Genomic DNA, 18,392 nt, shown 5'->3' with positions numbered 1-18,392 from the left:
TCTGGTGCCGGGTCGCCGCCGTGGACGCGAAGGCTGAGCGGATTGGCAGAGAGGAGGCGTCATCCCTCCGGATGACCGGTTCGCATCCCTGGAGGGATGGATCGTACGACAGAATCCCACATTCTGAGGGAATGCAGGACACCAGCGTGCGTCGATCCACGAGCCCCGGGGGCCGATGATGTCGTGGACCTCTGAGCTCGTCGTCGACGACGAAGCCATCCGCTCGAACGCCGCCTACTTCGCCGCCGCCACGGGAGGCCGCCTGATGGCGGTGCTCAAAGCCGACGCGTTCGGTCACGGCTCGATCGCGCACTCGGTTCTCGCGGCGGGAGCGACATCCATCGGCGTCACCTCCATCGAGGAAGCACTCGTCGTGCGGGCGGCCGGGGTGCGGGTGCCGATCCTGAGCTGGCTCAATCCGGTCGACGCCGATCTCGCGGCCGCGGTCGTCGCGGACATCGACCTGGCCGTGCAGAGCGTCCGGCTGCTGCACGCCGTCGGCCGGGCAGCGGCGGCGCTGGGACGGCGCGCCCGCGTGCATCTGCACATCGACGTCGGCATGGCGCGCGATGGCGCTCCCGCCTCCGATTGGTCCGCTCTCTGCGGCGTCGCGCGCGAGCTGGAGGTGCTCGGGAGCGTCCGTGTCGTCGGGGTCATGGGCCACATGTCGTGCGCCGACCGGCCTGATCACCCGCAGAACGCCCGAGAGCGGTTGGTCTTCGCGAACGCACTGCGGACGGCGCAGCGCCGCGGCCTGGCGCCCTCGGTCGCCCACCTGGCCGCGACAGCGGCGACCGTGACCGGCGTCGGCTCCGGGTTCGGGCTGCACCGCATCGGCGCCGGCCTGTTCGGGATCGATCCCTCCGGCACGTCCGACCGGTTGCGCCCGGCACTCTCGCTGACGACGACCGTCGTGGGCTCCCGGGAGGTCGCAGCGGGAACCGGGATCGGCTACGGACTGGAGCACGTCGCCGACCGGCGCACGAATCTCGCGCTGCTGCCTGTGGGCTACGGCGACGGCCTCCCGCGCGCGGCGTCGGAGCGCGCCGAGGTGCAGGTGCGCGGCCGCCGCCGGCCCGTCGTCGGACGGTTCTCGATGGACATGCTGGTCGTCGACACCGGCGACGACCTGCTCACGGCGGGGGAGACGGTCACGGTGTTCGGCCCGGGCGACCACGGCGAGCCGACCGTCGCCGAATGGGCCGGCTGGTCGGGGACGATCGAGCACGAGATCGTCACCCGGATCGGCAGCCGCGTCGCGCGCATCCACCGGTCGACGGTGACCGCCGCCGCGGCCGGCACCGCCGCCGCGGACGGCACCCCCGCCGCGTGCATCGGGGAGGCGGCCGGTGCCTGAGTCGACGATCCGCCGCGTCGCCGTGATCGGCGGCGGTGCCAACGACGAGCACGACGTGTCGCTCGCCTCGGCGGCCGCCGTCGTGCGTGCGGTCCGCGCCCTCGGCCTGACCGCCGTCCCGCTGACGATCGACCGGCGGGGTGGCTGGCAGCTCGCCGACGGCCCGGTGGCCGCGGCGCACGCGATCACGGTCCTCTCATCGTGCGACGTGGCCTTCCCCGTGCTGCACGGCGTGGACGGCGAGGACGGCGCGATCGCCGGGCTGCTGCGCCTCACGGGCGTGCCGTTCGTCGGCTCCCCGGTGCGCGCCGGAGCGCTCGGCATGGACAAGTGGCTCACGAAGCTCGTGGCGGAGGAGCTCGGCATCCCCACCGCTCCCGGCGTGCTCGTCGACGACCGGTTCGACAGCGCGCACCTCCGCCTCGAACCACCGTTCGTCGTGAAGCCGACGCCCGGGGGATCGAGCAACGGGGTCTCGGTGGTCAGGGAGGCCGGGCAGCTCTCGGCCGCCGTCGCAACGGCGCGCGCGGCGGGAGGCACGGCGCTGATCGAGGCGTTCGTCTCGGGCCGCGAGGTGGACATCGCCCTGTTCCGGGACCGCGACGGCGCCCTGCGCGCCGGCTCGACCCTCGAGATCGGGGTGGCCGACGGGGCGGTCTTCGACCGCGAGCAGAAGTACGACGGGTCGGCGTCGTTCACGCTGCCCGCGCGCGTGACCGCCGCCGAGCACGCCGCCATCGAGGGCGCGGCCCGCGCACTCTACGACACGCTCGGCTGCGCGGGCGTCGCCCGCTTCGACTTCTTCGTGACAGCCGAGGGCGTCGTGCTGAACGAAGTGAACACGACGCCGGGGTTCACGGAGCAGTCCCAGGTGCCGCGGATGTTCGCCGCGAAGGGGCTCGACTACCCCGGCCTCGTCGCCGCGCTGCTCGCCGCGGCCCTGCCCACCGCCGTCTTGTCCGCCGGTGCTGCCCGACATTCGTGACGAATCGCGACATTCGTGGCACGAATCTCGACATTCGTGACGAATCAATCAAAGCACTTAGGTTGAAAATAGACGTAAGATTGTCTTAGAATCACCATGACGTCGGGGCCGAAGGGCCCGTTCCTCACCGTGATGTTGCGGCGAGGGCACATACCGTCGCGTCGATCACCCGATCGTTCGGGTCTCGCGTATGCCGCTCTCGCCACTGAGGTTCCGCCTCCTCGTCACCTCCCTCCTCGTCGTGTCCTTCCTCGGCGCCCTCGACAACACCGTGGTCAGCACCGCGATCGCCACGGTCGCCGGCCAGCTCGGTGCGCTCGAGCACATGAGCTGGATCGTCGTGGGCTACACACTCGCCAGCACGGTCCTGCTACCGGTGCTCGGCAAGCTCGGCGACCGGGTCGGCCCGCGTTCGGTGTTCCTGGCGTCCGTCGTGGTGTTCATCGTCACGTCGATCGCCTGCGGCTTCGCCAACGGCATCGTCTGGCTGATCGTCGCGCGCGTCGTGCAGGGGATGAGCTCGGCCGGCCTCCAGCTGATGTCGCAGACGATCATCGCCGAGACGACGACCCCGCGGCAGCGGCCGAAGTTCATGGCGATCATCGGCGCAGCCTTCCCTGTCGCCATCCTCATCGGGCCGGTGCTCGGCGGCGTGATCACCGACAACTGGGGCTGGCCGTGGGTGTTCTGGATCAACGCGCCCGTCGGCATCGTCGCGCTGGCGCTCGCGATCGTCGCGGTGCCGCACATCGAACCGGGGAGGTCCGGTCGGTTCGACCTCGCCGGAGCCGTCGCCCTCACCATCGGACTGGTCGCGCTGGTGCTCGCCGTGACCTCGATCGGCGACCGCTCTCAGACCGTCGCCACGGCCGTCGCGTTCGCGGTCGCCGCCGTCGCGTTCGTCGTCTTCTTCGCCGTCGAGGTGCGGGCGGAGGAGCCGCTGGTGCCGCTCGGCCACTTCCGCGACCGCACGGTGGCCACCGGAACCGTGATCTCCGCGATCGTCGGCATCGGGCTGTTCTCGATCACCTCGTACCTGCCCACCTACTTCCAGATGGCCTACCGCACCAGCGCCACGGTCTCCGGCCTCGTCCCGATCGCGACGGTCTTCGGGATGCTGGTCAGCAATCTCGCCACCGGCTGGCTGGTGAGCCGCACCGGTCACTACCGCGTCTATCCGCTCGTCGGCACCGCGCTCGGCGCCGCGGGACTCGGCGCCATGGCGCTGCTGCCCCTCGGCGCGCCGCTCTGGGCTCCGACGATCGCGATGGCGGTCGTCGGGCTCGGCACGGGCGCCTTCATGAGCCTGATCGTCGCGGTCGTGCAGAGCGCGGTGCCGCGCACCGAGACCGGTGCGATCACCGCGACCGTCAACCTCGTCCGCCAGGTGGGGGCGACGGTCGCCACCGCCCTCGTCGGCGGCATCATCGGCGCGACCGTGGTCGCGCTGCTGCCTGCAGGGCTCGACCCGGCGACGCTGACCCCGGCCGTCGTGCGCACCCAGAGCGCCGCCGCGCAGCAGCAGATCGCGCAGGTCTATCAGGGTGTCTTCGTCCCCGTCTTCGTGGCGCTCGCCGCGGCCTACGTCGTCGGGGTGGTCGCGTCGATCCTGCTGCCGAACAGCCGCCTGTCCGACGATACCGGCCCGCTCCGCGCGGCCGCGACCGAGTCCATCCCCGCCGCCTGAGCGCAACCATCCGAAGCTGACACCGCAGGAGAGCACCATGAACACCACCCCTACCATCGCCATCGTCGGCAGCGGCCCGATCGGCTCAGCGTACGCACGACTGCTGCTGGAGGCCGTGCCCGACGCGCGGGCTGTGATGCTGGAGGCCGGCCCCCAGCTGACCGCCATCGCCGGCGAGAACGTCCGCAACATCCCCGACCCGGAGGAGAAGGAGCGGGCGCGCGAGCGGTCGCAGGGTCCGCAAGCCGGCTCGTTCCGCGAGTCGCTCGGCATCCCGTCGGCGGTGGTCGTGGAGGGCATGTTCACCGCGCGCGGCGGAACTCACCTGCTCGACTTCGGCGGCGTGGGCTCCGCGCATGCGCCGACGTTCCCGGCCGCCGCGGCCTCCACCAACGTGGGCGGCATGGGCGCGCACTGGACGTGCGCGACGCCCAGCCCGTCGTTCAGCGAGCGCATCCCGTTCATCGCCGACGCCGAGTGGGAGGAACTCATCGCCGAGGCCTCGCGGCTGCTGCACGTGCAGACGGCCGCGTTCGCCGACTCCGAGATCGGGTCGGCCATCCGGTCGCTGCTGGCCGAGGAGTTCGGCGGCGAGCTGCCCGAAGGGTTCGGGCCGAGCACCCTGCCGGTGTCCGGCGACCCGCAGCCCGACGGCACGATGCGCTGGGCGGGCGCCGATGTCGTGCTCGGACCGCTGCTCGACCCCGAGAACCCGCTCGCCGAGCGCTTCGAACTGCGCGACCTGTCTCTGGTGCGCCGTGTCGACCACACGGACGGGCGCGTCACCGGTGTCACCGTCGAGGACCTCCGCAGTCACGAGGTCTACCCGGTGGAGGCCGACCTCGTCGTCGTGGCCGCCGACGCCTTCCGCTCGCCGCAGCTGCTGTGGGCGTCGGGCATCCGGCCGCGGGCGCTCGGCCACTACCTCACCGAGCACCCGGTGGTCATCTCGACGGTCGCCCTCGACGCCGCGAGCATGGGCCGGTTCGCGACGGAGGAGCAGCTCGACCACGAGCTCGCCCGCCGTGCGACGAACCCGGTCGACCCGGTCGCGGCCGTGAACCGCATCCCGTTCTCGGAGCCGGACCACCCGTTCTCGCTGCAGGTGATGTACGCGGAGAACCCGCCCTTCCAGCTCGACCCGGGGCACCCGGCGGCCGGCAACCGCTGGGGTTACGTCAACATGGGCTACGGGATGCGCAAGCGACCGCGCTTCGACGACGCCGTCACCTTCGACGACGACGAGCTCGACTACCGCGGCTTCCCGAACTTCACCATCGCCTACGGGCTCACCGACGCCGAGCAGGCCGAGATCGCGGAGGCCACGGAGCGCCTGCGCCGAGCCGGGAGCGCGCTCGGCACCTTCGTCGCCGAGCCGCGACTGCTGCCGAACGGCTCGAGCCTCCACTACCAGGGCACCATGCGGCTCGGCGCGGAGGACGACGGCACCTCGGTGGCCGACCCGTACTCACGCGTGTGGGGCTACGACAACCTCGTCGTCGGCGGCAACGCGCTCATCCCGACGGCGACCACGATGAACCCCACGTTGATGAGCGTCGCGATCGCCGTGCGCGGCGCGCGTGAGGCGGCGCGGAGGTTGATCGCGGTGCCCGAGGCCGCCGGACGAACCAACTGAAGGCAAGGACGACATGCTCGAAGAACAGCTGATCCAGGCTGCCGGGTTCCGCAACGTCGGGCCGGATGACGCCCCCACGGGGTTCCAGCTGCGCGTGCGGAGCCCGTACTATCGCGGGCTCTGGGGCAACCTGATCGAGAAGCCGACGGTGACCGTCGACGGGGAGGTGTTCGGCGGGGACGACATCGTCTGGACGTTGCCGGCCGGTCCATCCGGTGCGACGGACTACACCTTCGACGGACTGCAGCGATCGCCCGACGCGCGCTGGCCGATGGACGCGCCGGCCGTGCTCACCGTTCCGAAGCCCGGCGGCCTGGCCCGCGGCATCCACGACGTGACGCTCGAGCTGCGGCTGCGCATGTCGTACATCCCCGAGGAGCTCCAGCCCTCGATCTGGACAACCAGCCGGAAGGCGGTGATCGTCCGATGAGCACGCTTCCGTTCGGCCTGGGCGTCTCCCTGTACAGCTACACCGAGGACATCGGCGTCACGATGACGGTCGAGGACTGCATCGAGGACGTCGCGGACCTCGGGGCCACCGGGCTCGAGATCCTCGGCGAGGGCCACATCGCGGACTACCCGAACCCCTCCAGCGCCTGGATCGACGCCTGGTTCGCCCGCAACGAGCGCCTCGGGCTCACGCCGACCCTCTACGGCTCGTGGATCGACACCCGGCGGTTCCCCGGCCGAACGATGACGGCCGTCGAGGGAGCCGCCCAGCTCGAACTCGACCTGCGTCTGGCCGGCCGGCTCGGCTTCTCGTTCGTGCGGCCGAAGATCGGCGTGATCTCCGGCGACCTCCGGGTCGACCCGATCTGGCAGGAGGCCGTGGAGCGCAACCTCGAGCTCGCGGAGGAGCTCGGCATCGTCATCTGCCCCGAGATCCACTGGCCGACGGTCATCAAGTCCCCGGTGGTCGAGGAGTACCTGGAGTTCAAGGAGCGCACCGGCACCTCGCAGTTCGGCCTCCTGATCGACACCGGCGTCTTCGACGTGCAGCGCTATCAGCGGCGCGGCGGAAGCGCCGCCTTCCGGATGGGCGACGGGGGAGCGATGCCGCCGGACGTGCCGTTCGTGCCGGTGTCCGACTTGGCCGACGTGATGGAGCACACCGTGTACTTCCAGGCCAAGTTCTACGAGGTGGACGACGAGCTGGTCGACCACTACATCCCGTGGCGGGAGATCGTCGACGTCGTCGTCGACGCCTGCTATACCGGCTGGCTGTCGAGCGAGTACGAGGGCCACCACGAGCCCTACCGCGCGTCCGACCAGCTTCGCCGGCAGCACGCCCTCATCCGATCCATCGCCGCCGAGCGTGCGGCCACCGCGTCCGCGCCCGCGGCGCTCGCAGACAGGAACTGACATGCCCAACGGACTCATCGACGACGCGAGCCTGCGCGTCCACCCGGAGGGCGTCGCTCTCGCCCTCACCATCCCCTGGTACCGCAGCCTGTGGCTGTCGTCGGTGACGACGCTCCGGCTGACCTTCGACGGAGTCGAGGTGCCGGAGGAGGACCTCGCCTTCGAACTCGACGGCGTGCGCTACCCGATCGCCGACCTCCCGCAGCAGAGCGACGTGCTCTGGTACCTGCAGTCGCACCCCCTGCTGATCGTGCGGCGTGAGCTGGTCGTGGAGCTGGGCGAGACGCACGAGGTCGAGCTGCACGGCGAGCTGCGGCTGCCGTACATGCAGATCAAGCCGGGAGAGGACGGCGGCCCCGGCCTGTACGTGCCGAACGTCGTGCACCAGCGACTGACGCTCACCGCGACCGACCATGACGCGCCGGCGCCCGCGCTCGTCTCCGATGTGCCGCCGGCTCCGGAGGCGACCGACGCGGACCCGTTCAGGCTCGGGCTGACGCTGTATTCGGCCAGTGCGGAGTTCCGCGCCGGCTGGTTAGACTTCGACGGCCTCCTGGATCGCGTGGCCGAGCTCGGCATCGGCCCGGGCATCGAGATCGTGGCCTCGCAGGTGCTGCCGACCTACCCGGTCGTCTCCGACGCGTTCGTCGCGACCTGGCGGGAGGCCTTCGACCGGCACGGCTTCGACGCCAGCTCGTTCGGTGCCAACCTCGACATGGGCAAGCGCCGCGACCGCGACATGACGCCCGACGAGGAGTTCGAGGTCAGCGAGCTGCTGTTCCGGGGTGCCGCGAAGCTGGGGTTCCCGCTGGTGCGCATCCAGTCGGCCAAGCCGGAGCTGCTGCGTCGCCTCCTGCCCGTCGCAGAAGACCTGGATCTGAAGCTCGCGTACGAGATCCACGCGCCGATGGGACCGAACTCACCCGAGATCCTCAAGGTGCGCGACGTCTACGCCGAGCTCGACTCGCCCTTGCTCGGCTTCGTCGCCGACTTCTCCTCGACCATGCACAGCATGTCGCCGACGCTGCTGCGTGCCGTGCGCCGTGCCGGCCTGGGCGACGAGGAGGTGCAACGGCTGCAGGAGATCTGGGCGACCGACGCGTCGATGCGCGAGCGCCAGCAGGAGTTCATCGGCTACCTCGACAGCCGCGGTTTCGACCCGGGCCGCCTCGGCGCCTTCGCCCACCTGGCCTTCAACATGCACGGCCACGTCGACCCGCGCGAGTGGGCGGACATCATGCCGCAGATCCAGCACGTGCACGCCAAGTTCTACGACATCGACGAGAACGGACAGGAAGCCGCGATCGACTACCCGGAGCTCGTGCGGGTGTTCGTCGAGGGCGGCTACCGCGGCTACTGGTCGAGCGAGTGGGAGGGGCACGCGTTCGCCGAGCTGGGGGAGGTCGACCCGCTCCTGCTCGTGCGCAAGCAGCACGACCTCATCCGGGCGAGCATGCGGTCGCTGCAGACCGCCGGGCGGTAGGGTCCATGACAGACACGCAGCCAGACCTCCGCGCCCTGCCGCTGCCGGAGGCGCTGGCGTGGCTGCGCGAGCACGGCGAGCCGGCGGATCCGCGGCCCGACATCGACACGGCATCGCTGCGGAGGCGGTTCCCGCGTCTGGCGCACGTCCGAACACGCGACCTCATCGTCGAGGCGCCGAGCGGCCCGCAGCCGGCCCGGCTGTACCGCGACGACACGGTCGCCCACGCGGGCGCGGCACTGGTGTGGGTGCACGGAGGTGCCTTCATCGGCGGCCACCTCGACATGCCGGAGTCGAACTGGGTGGCACTGGAACTCGCGGCGCGTGGCATCCCGGTGCTCGCCGTCGACTACGTCAAGTGCCTCGGCGACGTGCACTTCCCTGCGCCGTCGGACGACGTGCTCGCCGGGTGGAGGTACGCCAGGGCGAACAGTGCCGAGCTGCTGGGCGTCGAGCCGGGCGCCCTGCTGCTTGGGGGCGCGAGCGCGGGAGGGAACCTCACCGCGGGCGTCGTGGCGCGGCTCCGGGACGCAGGGGCGGCAGTGCCCGCCGGGCTCGTGCTCGTCTACCCGGCGCTCGACCCGGACGGCGCTCGACCCGGCACGACGCCGGACCCGGAGTCGCCGTTCGCGCAGCTGTCGGTGAACTACGGCGGATCGCCGGCGGCTCTGCTCGACCCGCACGCCTTCCCGGGCCTCGGCTCCGTCGGCGGCTTCCCGCCGACCCTCGTGGTGGTCTGCGAGCAGGATGCCCTGCGCCCGTCGGGCGAGGCGTTCGCCGCCCGGCTCACGGCCGCCGGACGCGACAGCACCCTCCACGTCGAACCCGCCGCCGATCACGCCCACATCAACGAGCCGTCGCACCTCGGCGCGGCGCGCACGCTCGCCGCGGTCGTCGCCTGGATCGCCGCCCGCTGGTGAGCAACCCACGATCGAGGGGCACGTAAGCGCCCCTAAAACGCGGTTTTAGGGGCGTTTGCGTGCCCTTCGGTGGAAGGCGGCAGCGCGCTAGGTGTGCTCGCCCGCGGCGACGATGCGGCCGGCCTCCTCGAAGAGGCCGCGCATCCACGTGTGCTCGGGGTCGTGCGTGTGCACCGGGTGCCACCACAGCGCGTTGACGATCGGCGTCGGGGCGAACGGGAGGCCGACCACGCGCACCGCCCCGGCGCGCTGGGCGAGCGGCACCAGGGCACGGTGGATGATCCCGACCCGGCGGGTGCCCGCGATGAAGTGCGGGATGGCCAGGAAGCTCTCGACCACGACCTCCACGTTGGGCTCGATGCCGAGCTGCTGCACCTGGCGCTCGGCGGAGGTGAAGGCCGAGCGCGACTGGTAGTTCATGACCCAGGGCAGCTTCGACATCTCCTCGCGCGACAGCGCGTCTCCGACCTCGTCGTTGTCCTCCGCGACGATCGCGACCCAATCGTCGTGCCAGAGGTCGACGAACGGCAGCTCGGTGAGGAAGCCGTGCGGGATGACCATGCCGTCCACCGAACGCAGCCGGTTGGTCGCGTCCTCGACCACCGTCGGGTTGTGCAGCATGAACCGGAAGTGCACGCCGGGAGCCTGCGCGGCGGCCAGTTCAGAGACGGTGCGGCCGATGGTCGTGAAGCCGTAGTCCGAACCGTAGATCGAGAACTGGCGCACCGACTCGGAGGGGTCCCAGGTGGCTTGGCTCTCGAACACGCGGCGGGCGGCGTCCAGCGCGATCGTGGTGTGGTCGGCCAGCCGCAGCGCCAACGGCGTCAGCTCGTAGGTGTTGCCGCGGCGGGCCAGGATCGGGTCGCCGAAATGGATGCGCAACCGCGAGAGGGAGGCGCTCAGGGCCGGCTGGCTGAGGCGCAGACGCTCGGCCGCGCGGGTCACGCTGCGCTCGGTGAGCAGGGCGTCCAGCGCGATCAGGAGGTTCAGATCGAGCCGCGACATCAGCGGGTAATCGGTCACGACGATGTGATCCCTTCCTACGCGGGACAGGCGTTTTCACTATAACGACGCGGGTCGCGGCCAGGGTGCGGGCCACCGTATCGATCGCGTATCGACCCAGCTTATGTCTGGGATAAGCAGAACTACCGTTGTTTATCTGCTTTACCGCTGCGACACTCGAAACTGCCCCCAGGAGGACGGCGACACAGCCGCCGCTCTGATCGACAACGAAGTCTTAGAAGAGGTCAATCCGATGAAGCACACCCGCAGGAGCCGCACTGCTCGGCTCGCCTGGCTCGCCATCCCCGCCGCAACGGGCCTCCTGCTCGCAGGCTGCTCCAGCTCGGGGAACTCCTCCGGCGCGGAGCCGCAGACCATCACCTTCGCCTACGGCGCGACCAACGACCAGGACAAGGCGGCCTACGACAGCCTGGCCAAGTCGTTCGAGGCCGCCAACAAGAGCGTCACCGTGACGACCCAGAACCTCCCCGTCCAGAGCTACCCGACGACGATCGCCACCCGCGTCCAGGGCGGCAACGCTCCGGACACGTTCTACGCGGAGGGTGGCACCGGCCAGTCCAACTCGATCCTCCCGTGGGCGAAGTCCGGGCTCGTACTCCCGCTCGACGACCCGTCGATCGCGTCGAACCTTCCCGACTCCGCCAAGAGCCTCTACACGTACAACGGCAAGATCTACGGTGTCCCGCTCGGCACACAGCTGAACGGCGTCATCTACAACGACGAGCTCGCCCAGTCCATCGGCGTCAAGATCGACGCGACGACCAGTCTCGACGACATCATCGCGCAGTGCGGGACGGCCCGCGCGGCCGGCAAGACAGTCTTCGGTCTGGCCGGATCGACGTACCAGAACAACGGCATCCTCGCCGTCGCGCTCGCCACCTCCACGGTGTACGGCCCGAACAAGAACTGGAACGCGGACCGTGCCAAGAACAAGGTGACCTTCGCCGGCACCAAGGGCTGGACCACCGCGCTGGAGTCCATCAAGAAGCTGTACGACGCGGGCTGCTTCCAGGACGGCGCCACCAGCGCCGGCTTCGACGCCCTGACCAACGGAGCGTCCTCCGGCAAGATCCTCGGCTTCTTCGCTCCGAGCGCCGCCGCGCAGCAGATCATGCAGGCGGCGGGCGGTCACGTGAAGCTCATCGCCCTCCCGGTCGGCGCGCCCCAGGGCACCAAGACCTACCTGTCGCTGAGCGCCGACCAGGGCGTCACCGCGAGCGCCAAGACCAAGAGCCCGAAGCTCGCGACCAAGTTCCTGAGCTACATCGTGTCGGAGAAGGGCCAGGAGGAGTACTCCAAGCAGGTCGGCACCATCCCCGTGAACGTCAGCAACGACTCCTCTCTGCTGCCGCAGTACGCCGGCATCAAGGACGAGATCGCGAAGAACGACACCCGCGGCTACGCACCCACCGAATGGCCGAACGCCAAGGTCTACACCGACCTCGGCAACGGCGTGCAGGGCATCCTGACCGGTCAGATGACCGTCAAGCAGGTGCTCCAGCAGCTGGACACCGACTGGGGTTGATCCGGCGACCCGGGCGGCCGACCCTGCAGAGGGCCGGCCGCCCGAACCCGGTTGGGAAAGGAACGAATCGATGACGACGCAGTCAGAGGTGCGGACGATGAGCACGAAGACCCAGACCACGACGAGTGGAGCCACGACGGCGCCGGTGGCGTCGCCCCGGCGCGCGCCCCGCACCAAGCCCTACCGGGTGAAGCTCGGCAGCTGGTGGTGGGCGCTCCCCGCTCTGGTGCTGATGCTGATCGTGATCTACGCCACCACGATCGCCGGCGGGTTCTTCGCCTTCACGAACTGGTCGGGTCTCGGGGCGTTCGACTTCGTCGGTCTGCAGAACTTCGTCAAGATCTTCCAGACCCCGGAGCTGATCGGGTCGCTCTGGAACACGCTGATCCTGGCGTTCGGGTTCCTGGTCTTCACCAACATCTTCGGACTGCTCTTCGCGCTTGCGCTCAACCGCACGCTCAAGTCGCGCTACGTACTGCGGACCCTGATCTTCATGCCGGTGGTCGTCAGCCCGATCGCGGTCTCGTACATCTGGAAGTTCATCTTCGACTACAACGGTCCGCTCAACCAGGCGATGACCGCCGTCGGCCTCCCCAAGCAGAACTGGCTCGCCAGCCCGGCGCTCGCCATCTGGTGCGTGCTGATCGTGATGGTCTGGCAGAACATCGGCTTCGTCATGGTCATCTACCTGGCCGGCCTCGCGACGGTACCGATCGAGATGGAGGAGGCGGCCGCACTCGACGGCGCCAGCACGTTCAAGCGGTTCCGGTACGTCGTCCTCCCGCAGATCCAGCCGTCGGTCGCCATCGCGACGACGTTGACGCTCATCCAGGGCCTCCGGGTCTTCGACCAGGTGGTCGCCCTCACCGGGGGAGGGCCGGCCGGCGCCACCCAGACGCTCGCGCTGGAGGTGTACCAGACGGCGTTCACCTATCAGCAGTTCGGCTTCGGTGCGGCGCTCGCGCTGATCCTGAGCCTGCTCATCCTGGTCTTCTCCCTCGCGCAGCAGTACGCGACGCGCGATCGCTCGCTCAAGGAGGCGTGAGCCATGTTCCGCTACACCAAGAAGACCCTCGCGATCGAGGTCATCGTGCTCATCGCGACGGCGATCATGCTGCTGCCGTTCTGGATCCTGCTCGTCGGGTCGTTCAAGACGCTGCCCGACATCCTGAGCTCCGCCGCGGTCGCGCCGCCGACGAGCCCCACCTTCGACAACTTCATCCAGCTGCTCTCGCCGGCCTCCGCGTCGTCGGGCAACATCTGGGCGGGCCTGGCGTCGAGTGTGATCATCACGACGGGCAGCATCCTGCTGCTGGTGGGCCTCGGCTCGGTCGCCGCCTACGGCATCGCCCGCTCGACGAGCAAGTGGAGCCGACGGTCGTTCTACCTGTTCCTCGTGGCGATCATCCTGCCGACCCAGCTCGGCACGCTGCCGCTCTACATCGGCGCGCGCGACGTCGGCCTGGTGGGCAACCCCTGGGGCATGATCCTCATCTACACGGGGATGCTGCTGCCGCTGTCGGTGTTCCTGTACGCGAACTTCTTCCGCAACCTGACGCCCGAGTACGAGGAGGCCGCGATCATCGACGGCGCGAACCGCTACCAGGTGTTCCGCAAGGTCGTGTTCCCGCTGATGTCGCCTGCCACCGGCACGGTGGCGATCCTCGCCGGCCTGATCGTCTGGAACGACTTCTTCACCTCGCTGATCTTCCTCAACGGCACGGCCTGGCAGACCCTCCCCGTCGTCATGTACAGCTACGTCGGCTCGCTGGTGTCGCAGTGGAACCTGATCTTCGCGGTCGTCATCGTCTCGATGATCCCGATCCTCGCGTTCTACGCCTTCGCTCAGAAGAAGTTCATCCAGGGCTACGCCGGCGGGCTCAAGGGCTGAAACGGCATGACCTCCGCTCCCCGTTCCGTCCCCGACCTGGGGAACGGGACCTTCCGCAACCCGGTGCTGCCCGGCGACCGGCCCGATCCCGCCGTCCTGCGGGTCGGCGACCACTACTACCTGACGTACTCGTCGTTCGACGCGTCGCCCGGGCTGACGATCTGGCGCTCGCCGGACCTCGTCAACTGGACGTTCGTGACCTGCGCGCTCGACGAGCCGCTCAGCACGGTGTTCGCACCGGACTTCGCCGAGCACGAGGGGCGCTTCTACCTCTACATCCCGTTCGTCCCGAGCGCATGGTCGGAAGCCATCACCGAGCCGCAGATCTGGGTGATCCACGCCGACAGCCCGGAAGGACCCTGGAGCGAGCCGGTGTTCACAGGCGTCTCCGGCGCGATCGACCCGGGGCATGTGGTGGGGGAGGACGGCCGGCGGTACCTGTTCGTCAACGGCATCCGCCGGTGCCGGCTGAGCGCCGACGGCCTCCACGCCGTCACCCCGCTGGAGCAGGCGTACGACGGCTGGCACTACCCCGACGAGTGGATCACGGAAGCGTACGCACTGGAAGGGCCGAAGCTGTTCCGTCGGGGCGACTGGTTCTACCTGGTCAGTGCGGTCGGCGGCACCGGAGGGCCGGCGACCGGCCACATGGTCATCGTCGCCCGGGCGCGCTCGGTGCACGGCCCGTGGCAGAACGCGCCGGGCAACCCGATCGCTCGCACCTGGTCGGCGGACGAGGCCTGGTGGTCGCGCGGCCACGCGACCATCCTCGACGCGCCAGACGGGTCGTGGTGGATGGTGTCGCACGGCTATGCCAACGGCTATCGCACCCTCGGCCGGCAGGCGCTGCTCGAGCCGATCGCGTGGTCCGAGGACGGCTGGCCGATCGCGTCGGCCGCGGATGTCGGCGCGCCGCTGCGGAAGCCTGCCGGCGCCTCCCGTCCGGTCGCGGTGCCCGCACCCTCTGACGACTTCACCGCACCGGCGTGGGGCGAGCGCTGGGTGTTCGACAACCCCGGCAGGGAGGAGTCGGCCCGCGCACGCTTCGGCGATGGGCTGACACTGCGCGGCTCGGGAACGTCGCCGTCCGAATCCTCGCCGATCACGACGTGGGCGATGGACGACGCCTATGAGGTCGAGGTGGAGGTGGAGGTGCGTGACGGTTCCTCCGGAGGTCTGCTTCTCTACTTCAACGACCGGATGTTCTTCGGGATGGGCTGGGACGGCTCGGCGATGCAGAGCTACGCCGGCGGTATCCGGACGCACTGGCGCGAGCCCGCCGAACCGGATGCGGTCATCGAGCCTCGTCTCAGAAACGATCGGCACATCGTGACCGGCTGGCACCGGCGGCACGGAGGGCAGTGGGTGCGCCACGGCGTTCGGTACGACACCTCCGGCGCGCATTCGGCGACCCTGAACGACCTGAAGAGCCTGCGGCCGGCACTGTTCGCAACCGGCGACGGTGATGTCGTGTTCCGGAGCTTCCAGTACCGTCCGCTCGACGGGGAGGTGCAACGATGACCCTCGAACGCCTGCGCGACGTGGTGACCGGTGTCGTCCCGAACGCGATCATTCCCCTGTTCTGGCAGAAGGGCGGACCGGTCGAGGTCGTGCGCGAGGAGCTGGAGCGCATCGCGGACGCCGGGATCGGCGCCGTCATCCTGGAGGCACGTCCACACCCGGAGTTCCTCGGCGACGGCTGGTGGCGCGACGTCGATGCCGTGCTCGAGATCGCCCGCCGCCGCGGCCTGACGGTGTGGTTCTTCGACGACGACATCTTCCCGACGGGCCACGCCGGCGGCGCCGTGGAGGCCGCACCGGCCGAGCTGCGCCGGCACTTCCTCACCGAGCGGCACACCGACGCCGTCGGTCCGGCGCACGGCGCCTCCTTCATCGTCGAGCGGCGGAAGTTCTGGGGTCCGGAGGCCGCGCAGCAGCCGGGCGCGCTGCTGCGCGTGCTCGCCTACCCGCGCGCCGAGGACTCCGACGAGCTCGTCGGCGACCCCGTCGACCTCACCGAGCGGATCGTCGACGGCGTGCTGCACTGGGACATCCCGGACGGCTGGTGGCGGGTCTTCTTCCTCGCGGTCGGCGAGGGAGGTGGCAGCGAGCGTCACGCGCAGCACATCGACTATCTGAACGCCGACTCCACGCAGTTGCTCATCGACACGGTCTACGAGCGCATCCACGAGCGCTACGCCGACGAGTTCGGGACCACGATCGGGGGGTTCTTCAGCGACGAGCCAGGACTCTACAACGATCCCGACACCTTCGACTTCGACTCGCGGCTCGGCAAGGCTGTGCCGCTGCCGTGGAACGACTCGGTCGCCGCGCGCCTGTCCGAGCGTCTCGGCCGCGACGCGACCCCGCTGCTGCCGCTGCTGTGGATGCCGGCCGGCGGACGCGAGCGCGAGCTCCGCTACGCCTACATGGACACGGTCTCGCGGTTGTACTCCGAGAACTTCGGACGCCGGCTCGGCGACTGGTGCCGCGCGCACGGCGTCGAGCACATCGGGCACGTCATCGAGGACAACGGCTCCCACGTACGGCTCGGCCCGGGCGCCGGGCACTACTTCCGCGCGATGGCCGGCCAGGACATGGCGGGCGTGGACATCATCGGCGGCCAGGTCGTACCCGGCTTCTCGCGAGGGCCGTTCGGCAACCTCAGCGGGGCCGCCGACGGCGAGTTCTTCCACTTCGGGCTCGCCAAGCTGGCATCGTCCGCCGCGCACCTCGATCCCCTGAAACAGGGCAGGGCGATGTGCGAGACGCTGGGCGCGTACGGCTGGTACGCAGGGCTGCGGCTGTTCACCTGGCTGACGAACCATCTCCTGGTACGCGGCGTCACGCACATCGTGCCGCACGCCTTCTCGCCCGCGCCGTTCCCGGACCCGGACTGCCCTCCGCACTTCTACGCGCGCGGCAACAACCCGCAGTACCCGCATCAGCAGCTGCTGAGCGCCTACACGAACCGGCTGAGCCACCTGCTGCGGGGCGGCGCGCACGTCGCCCCGTTCGCCGTGCTCTACCACGCGGAGGCCGAGTGGCTGGGCGACGCGATGCCGTCCGAGCGGCCGCTTCGGCTGCTGATGGAGGCGCAGCTCGACGCCGACATTGTGCCGGCGGACGCCCTCGTCGCCGCCGGTACTGACGGGTCGCGGCTGTCGCTGGGCGAAGAGGCCTACGACGCGCTGATCGTTCCCGGCAGCGCGTACCTGCCCCCGCAGGTCGCGCGGGAGTTGCTGCGCCTCGACGACGCGGGGGTGCCTGTGGTGTTCGTCGGCTCGGTTCCGGAGGTCGCCGGTGCCGGTCGCGATGCCCGCGTCGATGCGAACGCCCTCCGGGTGCGGTTCCGTCAGGTGCCGCAGAAGCGGCTGGTCGATGCGGTCTCCGCGATGACGGACCGCGCGGTGCGGCTCGACCGCCCGGCGGCGTCGCTGCGGGTGCTGCGCCGCGATCTGGGCGACGCGGATGTGCTGATGCTCGTGAACGAGTCGGTGCAGGAGGCGGTGCGTGCGACAGCGATCCTTCCCCGACCGGGCGAGGTCGTCGCGTACGACGCGATGACCGGCACGCTGACCGCAGTGCCGGGCAGAGCTGACGACGGGGCGACCTCCGTCGCCCTCGATCTCGGCCCCGGTGAATCGCTGGTGCTGATCGTCGGTTCGCCGTCGGCGTGGGAGGGACTGGCGATCCGGCCGGCGTCCGTGCGCGGCGACGCGACCGAGCTCGCGCCGATATGGTCGGTCGCCGTCGCGACGGCAGGGGAGGCCGCGTTCTCGGACTGGGGCGAGCTCGCCGGTCTCCGCCCGCTCAGCGACCCCGACCTCCTGCCGCGGTTCAGCGGCACGGCGCGGTACGCGGCGTCGTTCGAGACGGAGGCGGAGGCCGCAGCGGCCCCGCACGTCCTCGATCTCGGCCAGGTCTTCGAGATCGCCGGCGTGCGCCTGAACGGCCTCGACCTCGGCACCCGCGTCGCGCCTCCCTACGTCTTCGACGTTCCGGCGGGGGTGCTGGCCGGGAGTAACACGCTCGAGATCGACGTGACCAACACGCTCGCCAAGGCGCAGCCCGACTTCTTCTCGGCGTTCGCGCAGCAGGAGCCGAGCGGGCTCCTCGGGCCCGTGACGCTGTCTCGGACGGAGGCGTCATGAGCGACAACCGCGCTGCGTTCGAGCACTTCTGCGACCTCTTCTACACGCAGAAGCGCGTCGCCGACGCCTTCGCCGCCCTCGTCGCCGACGACTACCGGCAACACAACCCGAACATCATCGACGGCGCCGCCGCCGCGGTGGAGGCGTTGACGCCGAAGTTCGACGGCAGCCCGGACGCGCGGTTCGCGATCCAGCGGATCCTCGTCGACGGCGACCACGCGATGGTGCACGTCAAGGCTTCGCGACCCGGCGCCCCCGACGCCGCGGTCGCGGACATCTACCGATTCGAGAGCGGCCGGATCGTCGAGCACTGGGACGTGCTGCAGCAGGTCCCCGTGCATGCCGCCCACGACCATCCGATGTTCTGAA

Annotated in this window: 15 protein-coding genes; 14 read left to right on the top strand and 1 reads right to left on the bottom strand. The window is 70.2% G+C overall.

Going from position 1 to position 18,392, the window contains the following annotated elements; genetic code table 11:
- Positions 1-175: 175 nt before the first annotated feature.
- From alr to KNO15_RS12710, 8 genes are all read left to right on the top strand, one after another.
- Complete coding sequence (gene alr, locus KNO15_RS12745; RefSeq protein ID WP_241704106.1) at positions 176-1,357, top strand: alanine racemase; 1,182 nt, start codon at positions 176-178, stop codon at positions 1,355-1,357.
- Complete coding sequence (locus KNO15_RS12740; protein ID WP_241704105.1) at positions 1,350-2,342, top strand: D-alanine--D-alanine ligase family protein; 993 nt, start codon at positions 1,350-1,352, stop codon at positions 2,340-2,342. Before alr ends, KNO15_RS12740 begins: the two co-directional genes overlap by 8 nt.
- A 190-nt stretch (positions 2,343-2,532) precedes the next feature.
- Positions 2,533-4,029, top strand: a complete 1,497-nt coding sequence (locus KNO15_RS12735; RefSeq protein WP_241704104.1) for an MDR family MFS transporter — start codon at positions 2,533-2,535, stop codon at positions 4,027-4,029.
- 37 nt (positions 4,030-4,066) lie between these two features.
- Complete coding sequence (locus KNO15_RS12730; RefSeq protein WP_241704103.1) at positions 4,067-5,665, top strand: GMC oxidoreductase; 1,599 nt, start codon at positions 4,067-4,069, stop codon at positions 5,663-5,665.
- A gap of 13 nt (positions 5,666-5,678) precedes the next feature.
- Positions 5,679-6,095 (top strand): C-glycoside deglycosidase beta subunit domain-containing protein, encoded by a 417-nt coding sequence (locus tag KNO15_RS12725; RefSeq protein WP_241704102.1) that lies wholly within the window; start codon positions 5,679-5,681, stop codon positions 6,093-6,095.
- Complete coding sequence (locus tag KNO15_RS12720) at positions 6,092-7,027, top strand: sugar phosphate isomerase/epimerase family protein (RefSeq protein WP_241704101.1); 936 nt, start codon at positions 6,092-6,094, stop codon at positions 7,025-7,027. Before KNO15_RS12725 ends, KNO15_RS12720 begins: the two co-directional genes overlap by 4 nt.
- A 1-nt stretch (position 7,028) precedes the next feature.
- Positions 7,029-8,510 (top strand): C-glycoside deglycosidase beta subunit domain-containing protein, encoded by a 1,482-nt coding sequence (locus KNO15_RS12715; RefSeq protein WP_241704100.1) that lies wholly within the window; start codon positions 7,029-7,031, stop codon positions 8,508-8,510.
- A gap of 5 nt (positions 8,511-8,515) precedes the next feature.
- The gene (locus KNO15_RS12710) at positions 8,516-9,430 is read left to right on the top strand and encodes an alpha/beta hydrolase (RefSeq protein ID WP_241704099.1); all 915 of its coding nucleotides are present in this window, start codon (positions 8,516-8,518) and stop codon (positions 9,428-9,430) included.
- A gap of 87 nt (positions 9,431-9,517) precedes the next feature.
- On the opposite strand, the gene KNO15_RS12705 is transcribed toward KNO15_RS12710, so the two are convergent.
- Positions 9,518-10,453: a LysR family transcriptional regulator gene (locus tag KNO15_RS12705; protein ID WP_241704098.1), complete on the bottom strand. Its 936-nt coding sequence runs from the start codon at positions 10,451-10,453 to the stop codon at positions 9,518-9,520.
- Positions 10,454-10,685: 232 nt separating this feature from the next.
- On the opposite strand from KNO15_RS12705, the gene KNO15_RS12700 reads away from it, so the two are divergent.
- From KNO15_RS12700 to KNO15_RS12675, 6 genes are all read left to right on the top strand, one after another.
- Positions 10,686-11,978, top strand: a complete 1,293-nt coding sequence (locus KNO15_RS12700; RefSeq protein ID WP_241704097.1) for an ABC transporter substrate-binding protein — start codon at positions 10,686-10,688, stop codon at positions 11,976-11,978.
- Between the two features lie 97 nt (positions 11,979-12,075).
- Positions 12,076-13,023 carry a carbohydrate ABC transporter permease gene (locus tag KNO15_RS12695; RefSeq protein ID WP_241704096.1) on the top strand — a complete coding sequence of 316 codons (948 nt, stop codon included), beginning with the start codon at positions 12,076-12,078 and terminating at the stop codon, positions 13,021-13,023.
- 3 nt (positions 13,024-13,026) lie between these two features.
- Positions 13,027-13,869, top strand: coding sequence for a carbohydrate ABC transporter permease (locus KNO15_RS12690; protein WP_241704095.1), 843 nt, complete (start codon positions 13,027-13,029; stop codon positions 13,867-13,869).
- A 6-nt stretch (positions 13,870-13,875) separates the two neighbouring features.
- Positions 13,876-15,390, top strand: coding sequence for a family 43 glycosylhydrolase (locus KNO15_RS12685; protein ID WP_241704094.1), 1,515 nt, complete (start codon positions 13,876-13,878; stop codon positions 15,388-15,390).
- Positions 15,387-18,023, top strand: a complete 2,637-nt coding sequence (locus KNO15_RS12680; protein ID WP_241704093.1) for a glycosylhydrolase-like jelly roll fold domain-containing protein — start codon at positions 15,387-15,389, stop codon at positions 18,021-18,023. Before KNO15_RS12685 ends, KNO15_RS12680 begins: the two co-directional genes overlap by 4 nt.
- Positions 18,020-18,391, top strand: a complete 372-nt coding sequence (locus tag KNO15_RS12675) for a nuclear transport factor 2 family protein (protein ID WP_241704092.1) — start codon at positions 18,020-18,022, stop codon at positions 18,389-18,391. The genes KNO15_RS12680 and KNO15_RS12675 overlap by 4 nt, the downstream gene beginning before the upstream one ends.
- Position 18,392 lies beyond the last annotated feature (1 nt).

It is taken from the genome of Leifsonia shinshuensis, assembly GCF_022606355.1.
GTDB lineage: Bacteria > Actinomycetota > Actinomycetes > Actinomycetales > Microbacteriaceae > Leifsonia > Leifsonia shinshuensis_B.
This window is presented reverse-complemented; position numbering and strand designations above follow the sequence as displayed.

Excerpts from the sequence above, each read along its gene's own strand:
- KNO15_RS12710 (WP_241704099.1), top strand. The coding sequence starts at position 8,516 with ATGACAGACACGCAGCCAGACCTCCGCGCCCTGCCGCTGCCGGAGGCG.
- KNO15_RS12690 (WP_241704095.1), top strand. The coding sequence starts at position 13,027 with ATGTTCCGCTACACCAAGAAGACCCTCGCGATCGAGGTCATCGTGCTC.
- KNO15_RS12725 (WP_241704102.1), top strand. The coding sequence starts at position 5,679 with ATGCTCGAAGAACAGCTGATCCAGGCTGCCGGGTTCCGCAACGTCGGG.
- KNO15_RS12720 (WP_241704101.1), top strand. The coding sequence starts at position 6,092 with ATGAGCACGCTTCCGTTCGGCCTGGGCGTCTCCCTGTACAGCTACACC.
- KNO15_RS12730 (WP_241704103.1), top strand. The coding sequence starts at position 4,067 with ATGAACACCACCCCTACCATCGCCATCGTCGGCAGCGGCCCGATCGGC.
- KNO15_RS12695 (WP_241704096.1), top strand. The coding sequence starts at position 12,076 with ATGAGCACGAAGACCCAGACCACGACGAGTGGAGCCACGACGGCGCCG.
- KNO15_RS12680 (WP_241704093.1), top strand. The coding sequence starts at position 15,387 with ATGACCCTCGAACGCCTGCGCGACGTGGTGACCGGTGTCGTCCCGAAC.
- alr (WP_241704106.1), top strand. The coding sequence starts at position 176 with ATGATGTCGTGGACCTCTGAGCTCGTCGTCGACGACGAAGCCATCCGC.
- KNO15_RS12700 (WP_241704097.1), top strand. The coding sequence starts at position 10,686 with ATGAAGCACACCCGCAGGAGCCGCACTGCTCGGCTCGCCTGGCTCGCC.
- KNO15_RS12675 (WP_241704092.1), top strand. The coding sequence starts at position 18,020 with ATGAGCGACAACCGCGCTGCGTTCGAGCACTTCTGCGACCTCTTCTAC.
- KNO15_RS12715 (WP_241704100.1), top strand. The coding sequence starts at position 7,029 with ATGCCCAACGGACTCATCGACGACGCGAGCCTGCGCGTCCACCCGGAG.
- KNO15_RS12735 (WP_241704104.1), top strand. The coding sequence starts at position 2,533 with ATGCCGCTCTCGCCACTGAGGTTCCGCCTCCTCGTCACCTCCCTCCTC.
- KNO15_RS12685 (WP_241704094.1), top strand. The coding sequence starts at position 13,876 with ATGACCTCCGCTCCCCGTTCCGTCCCCGACCTGGGGAACGGGACCTTC.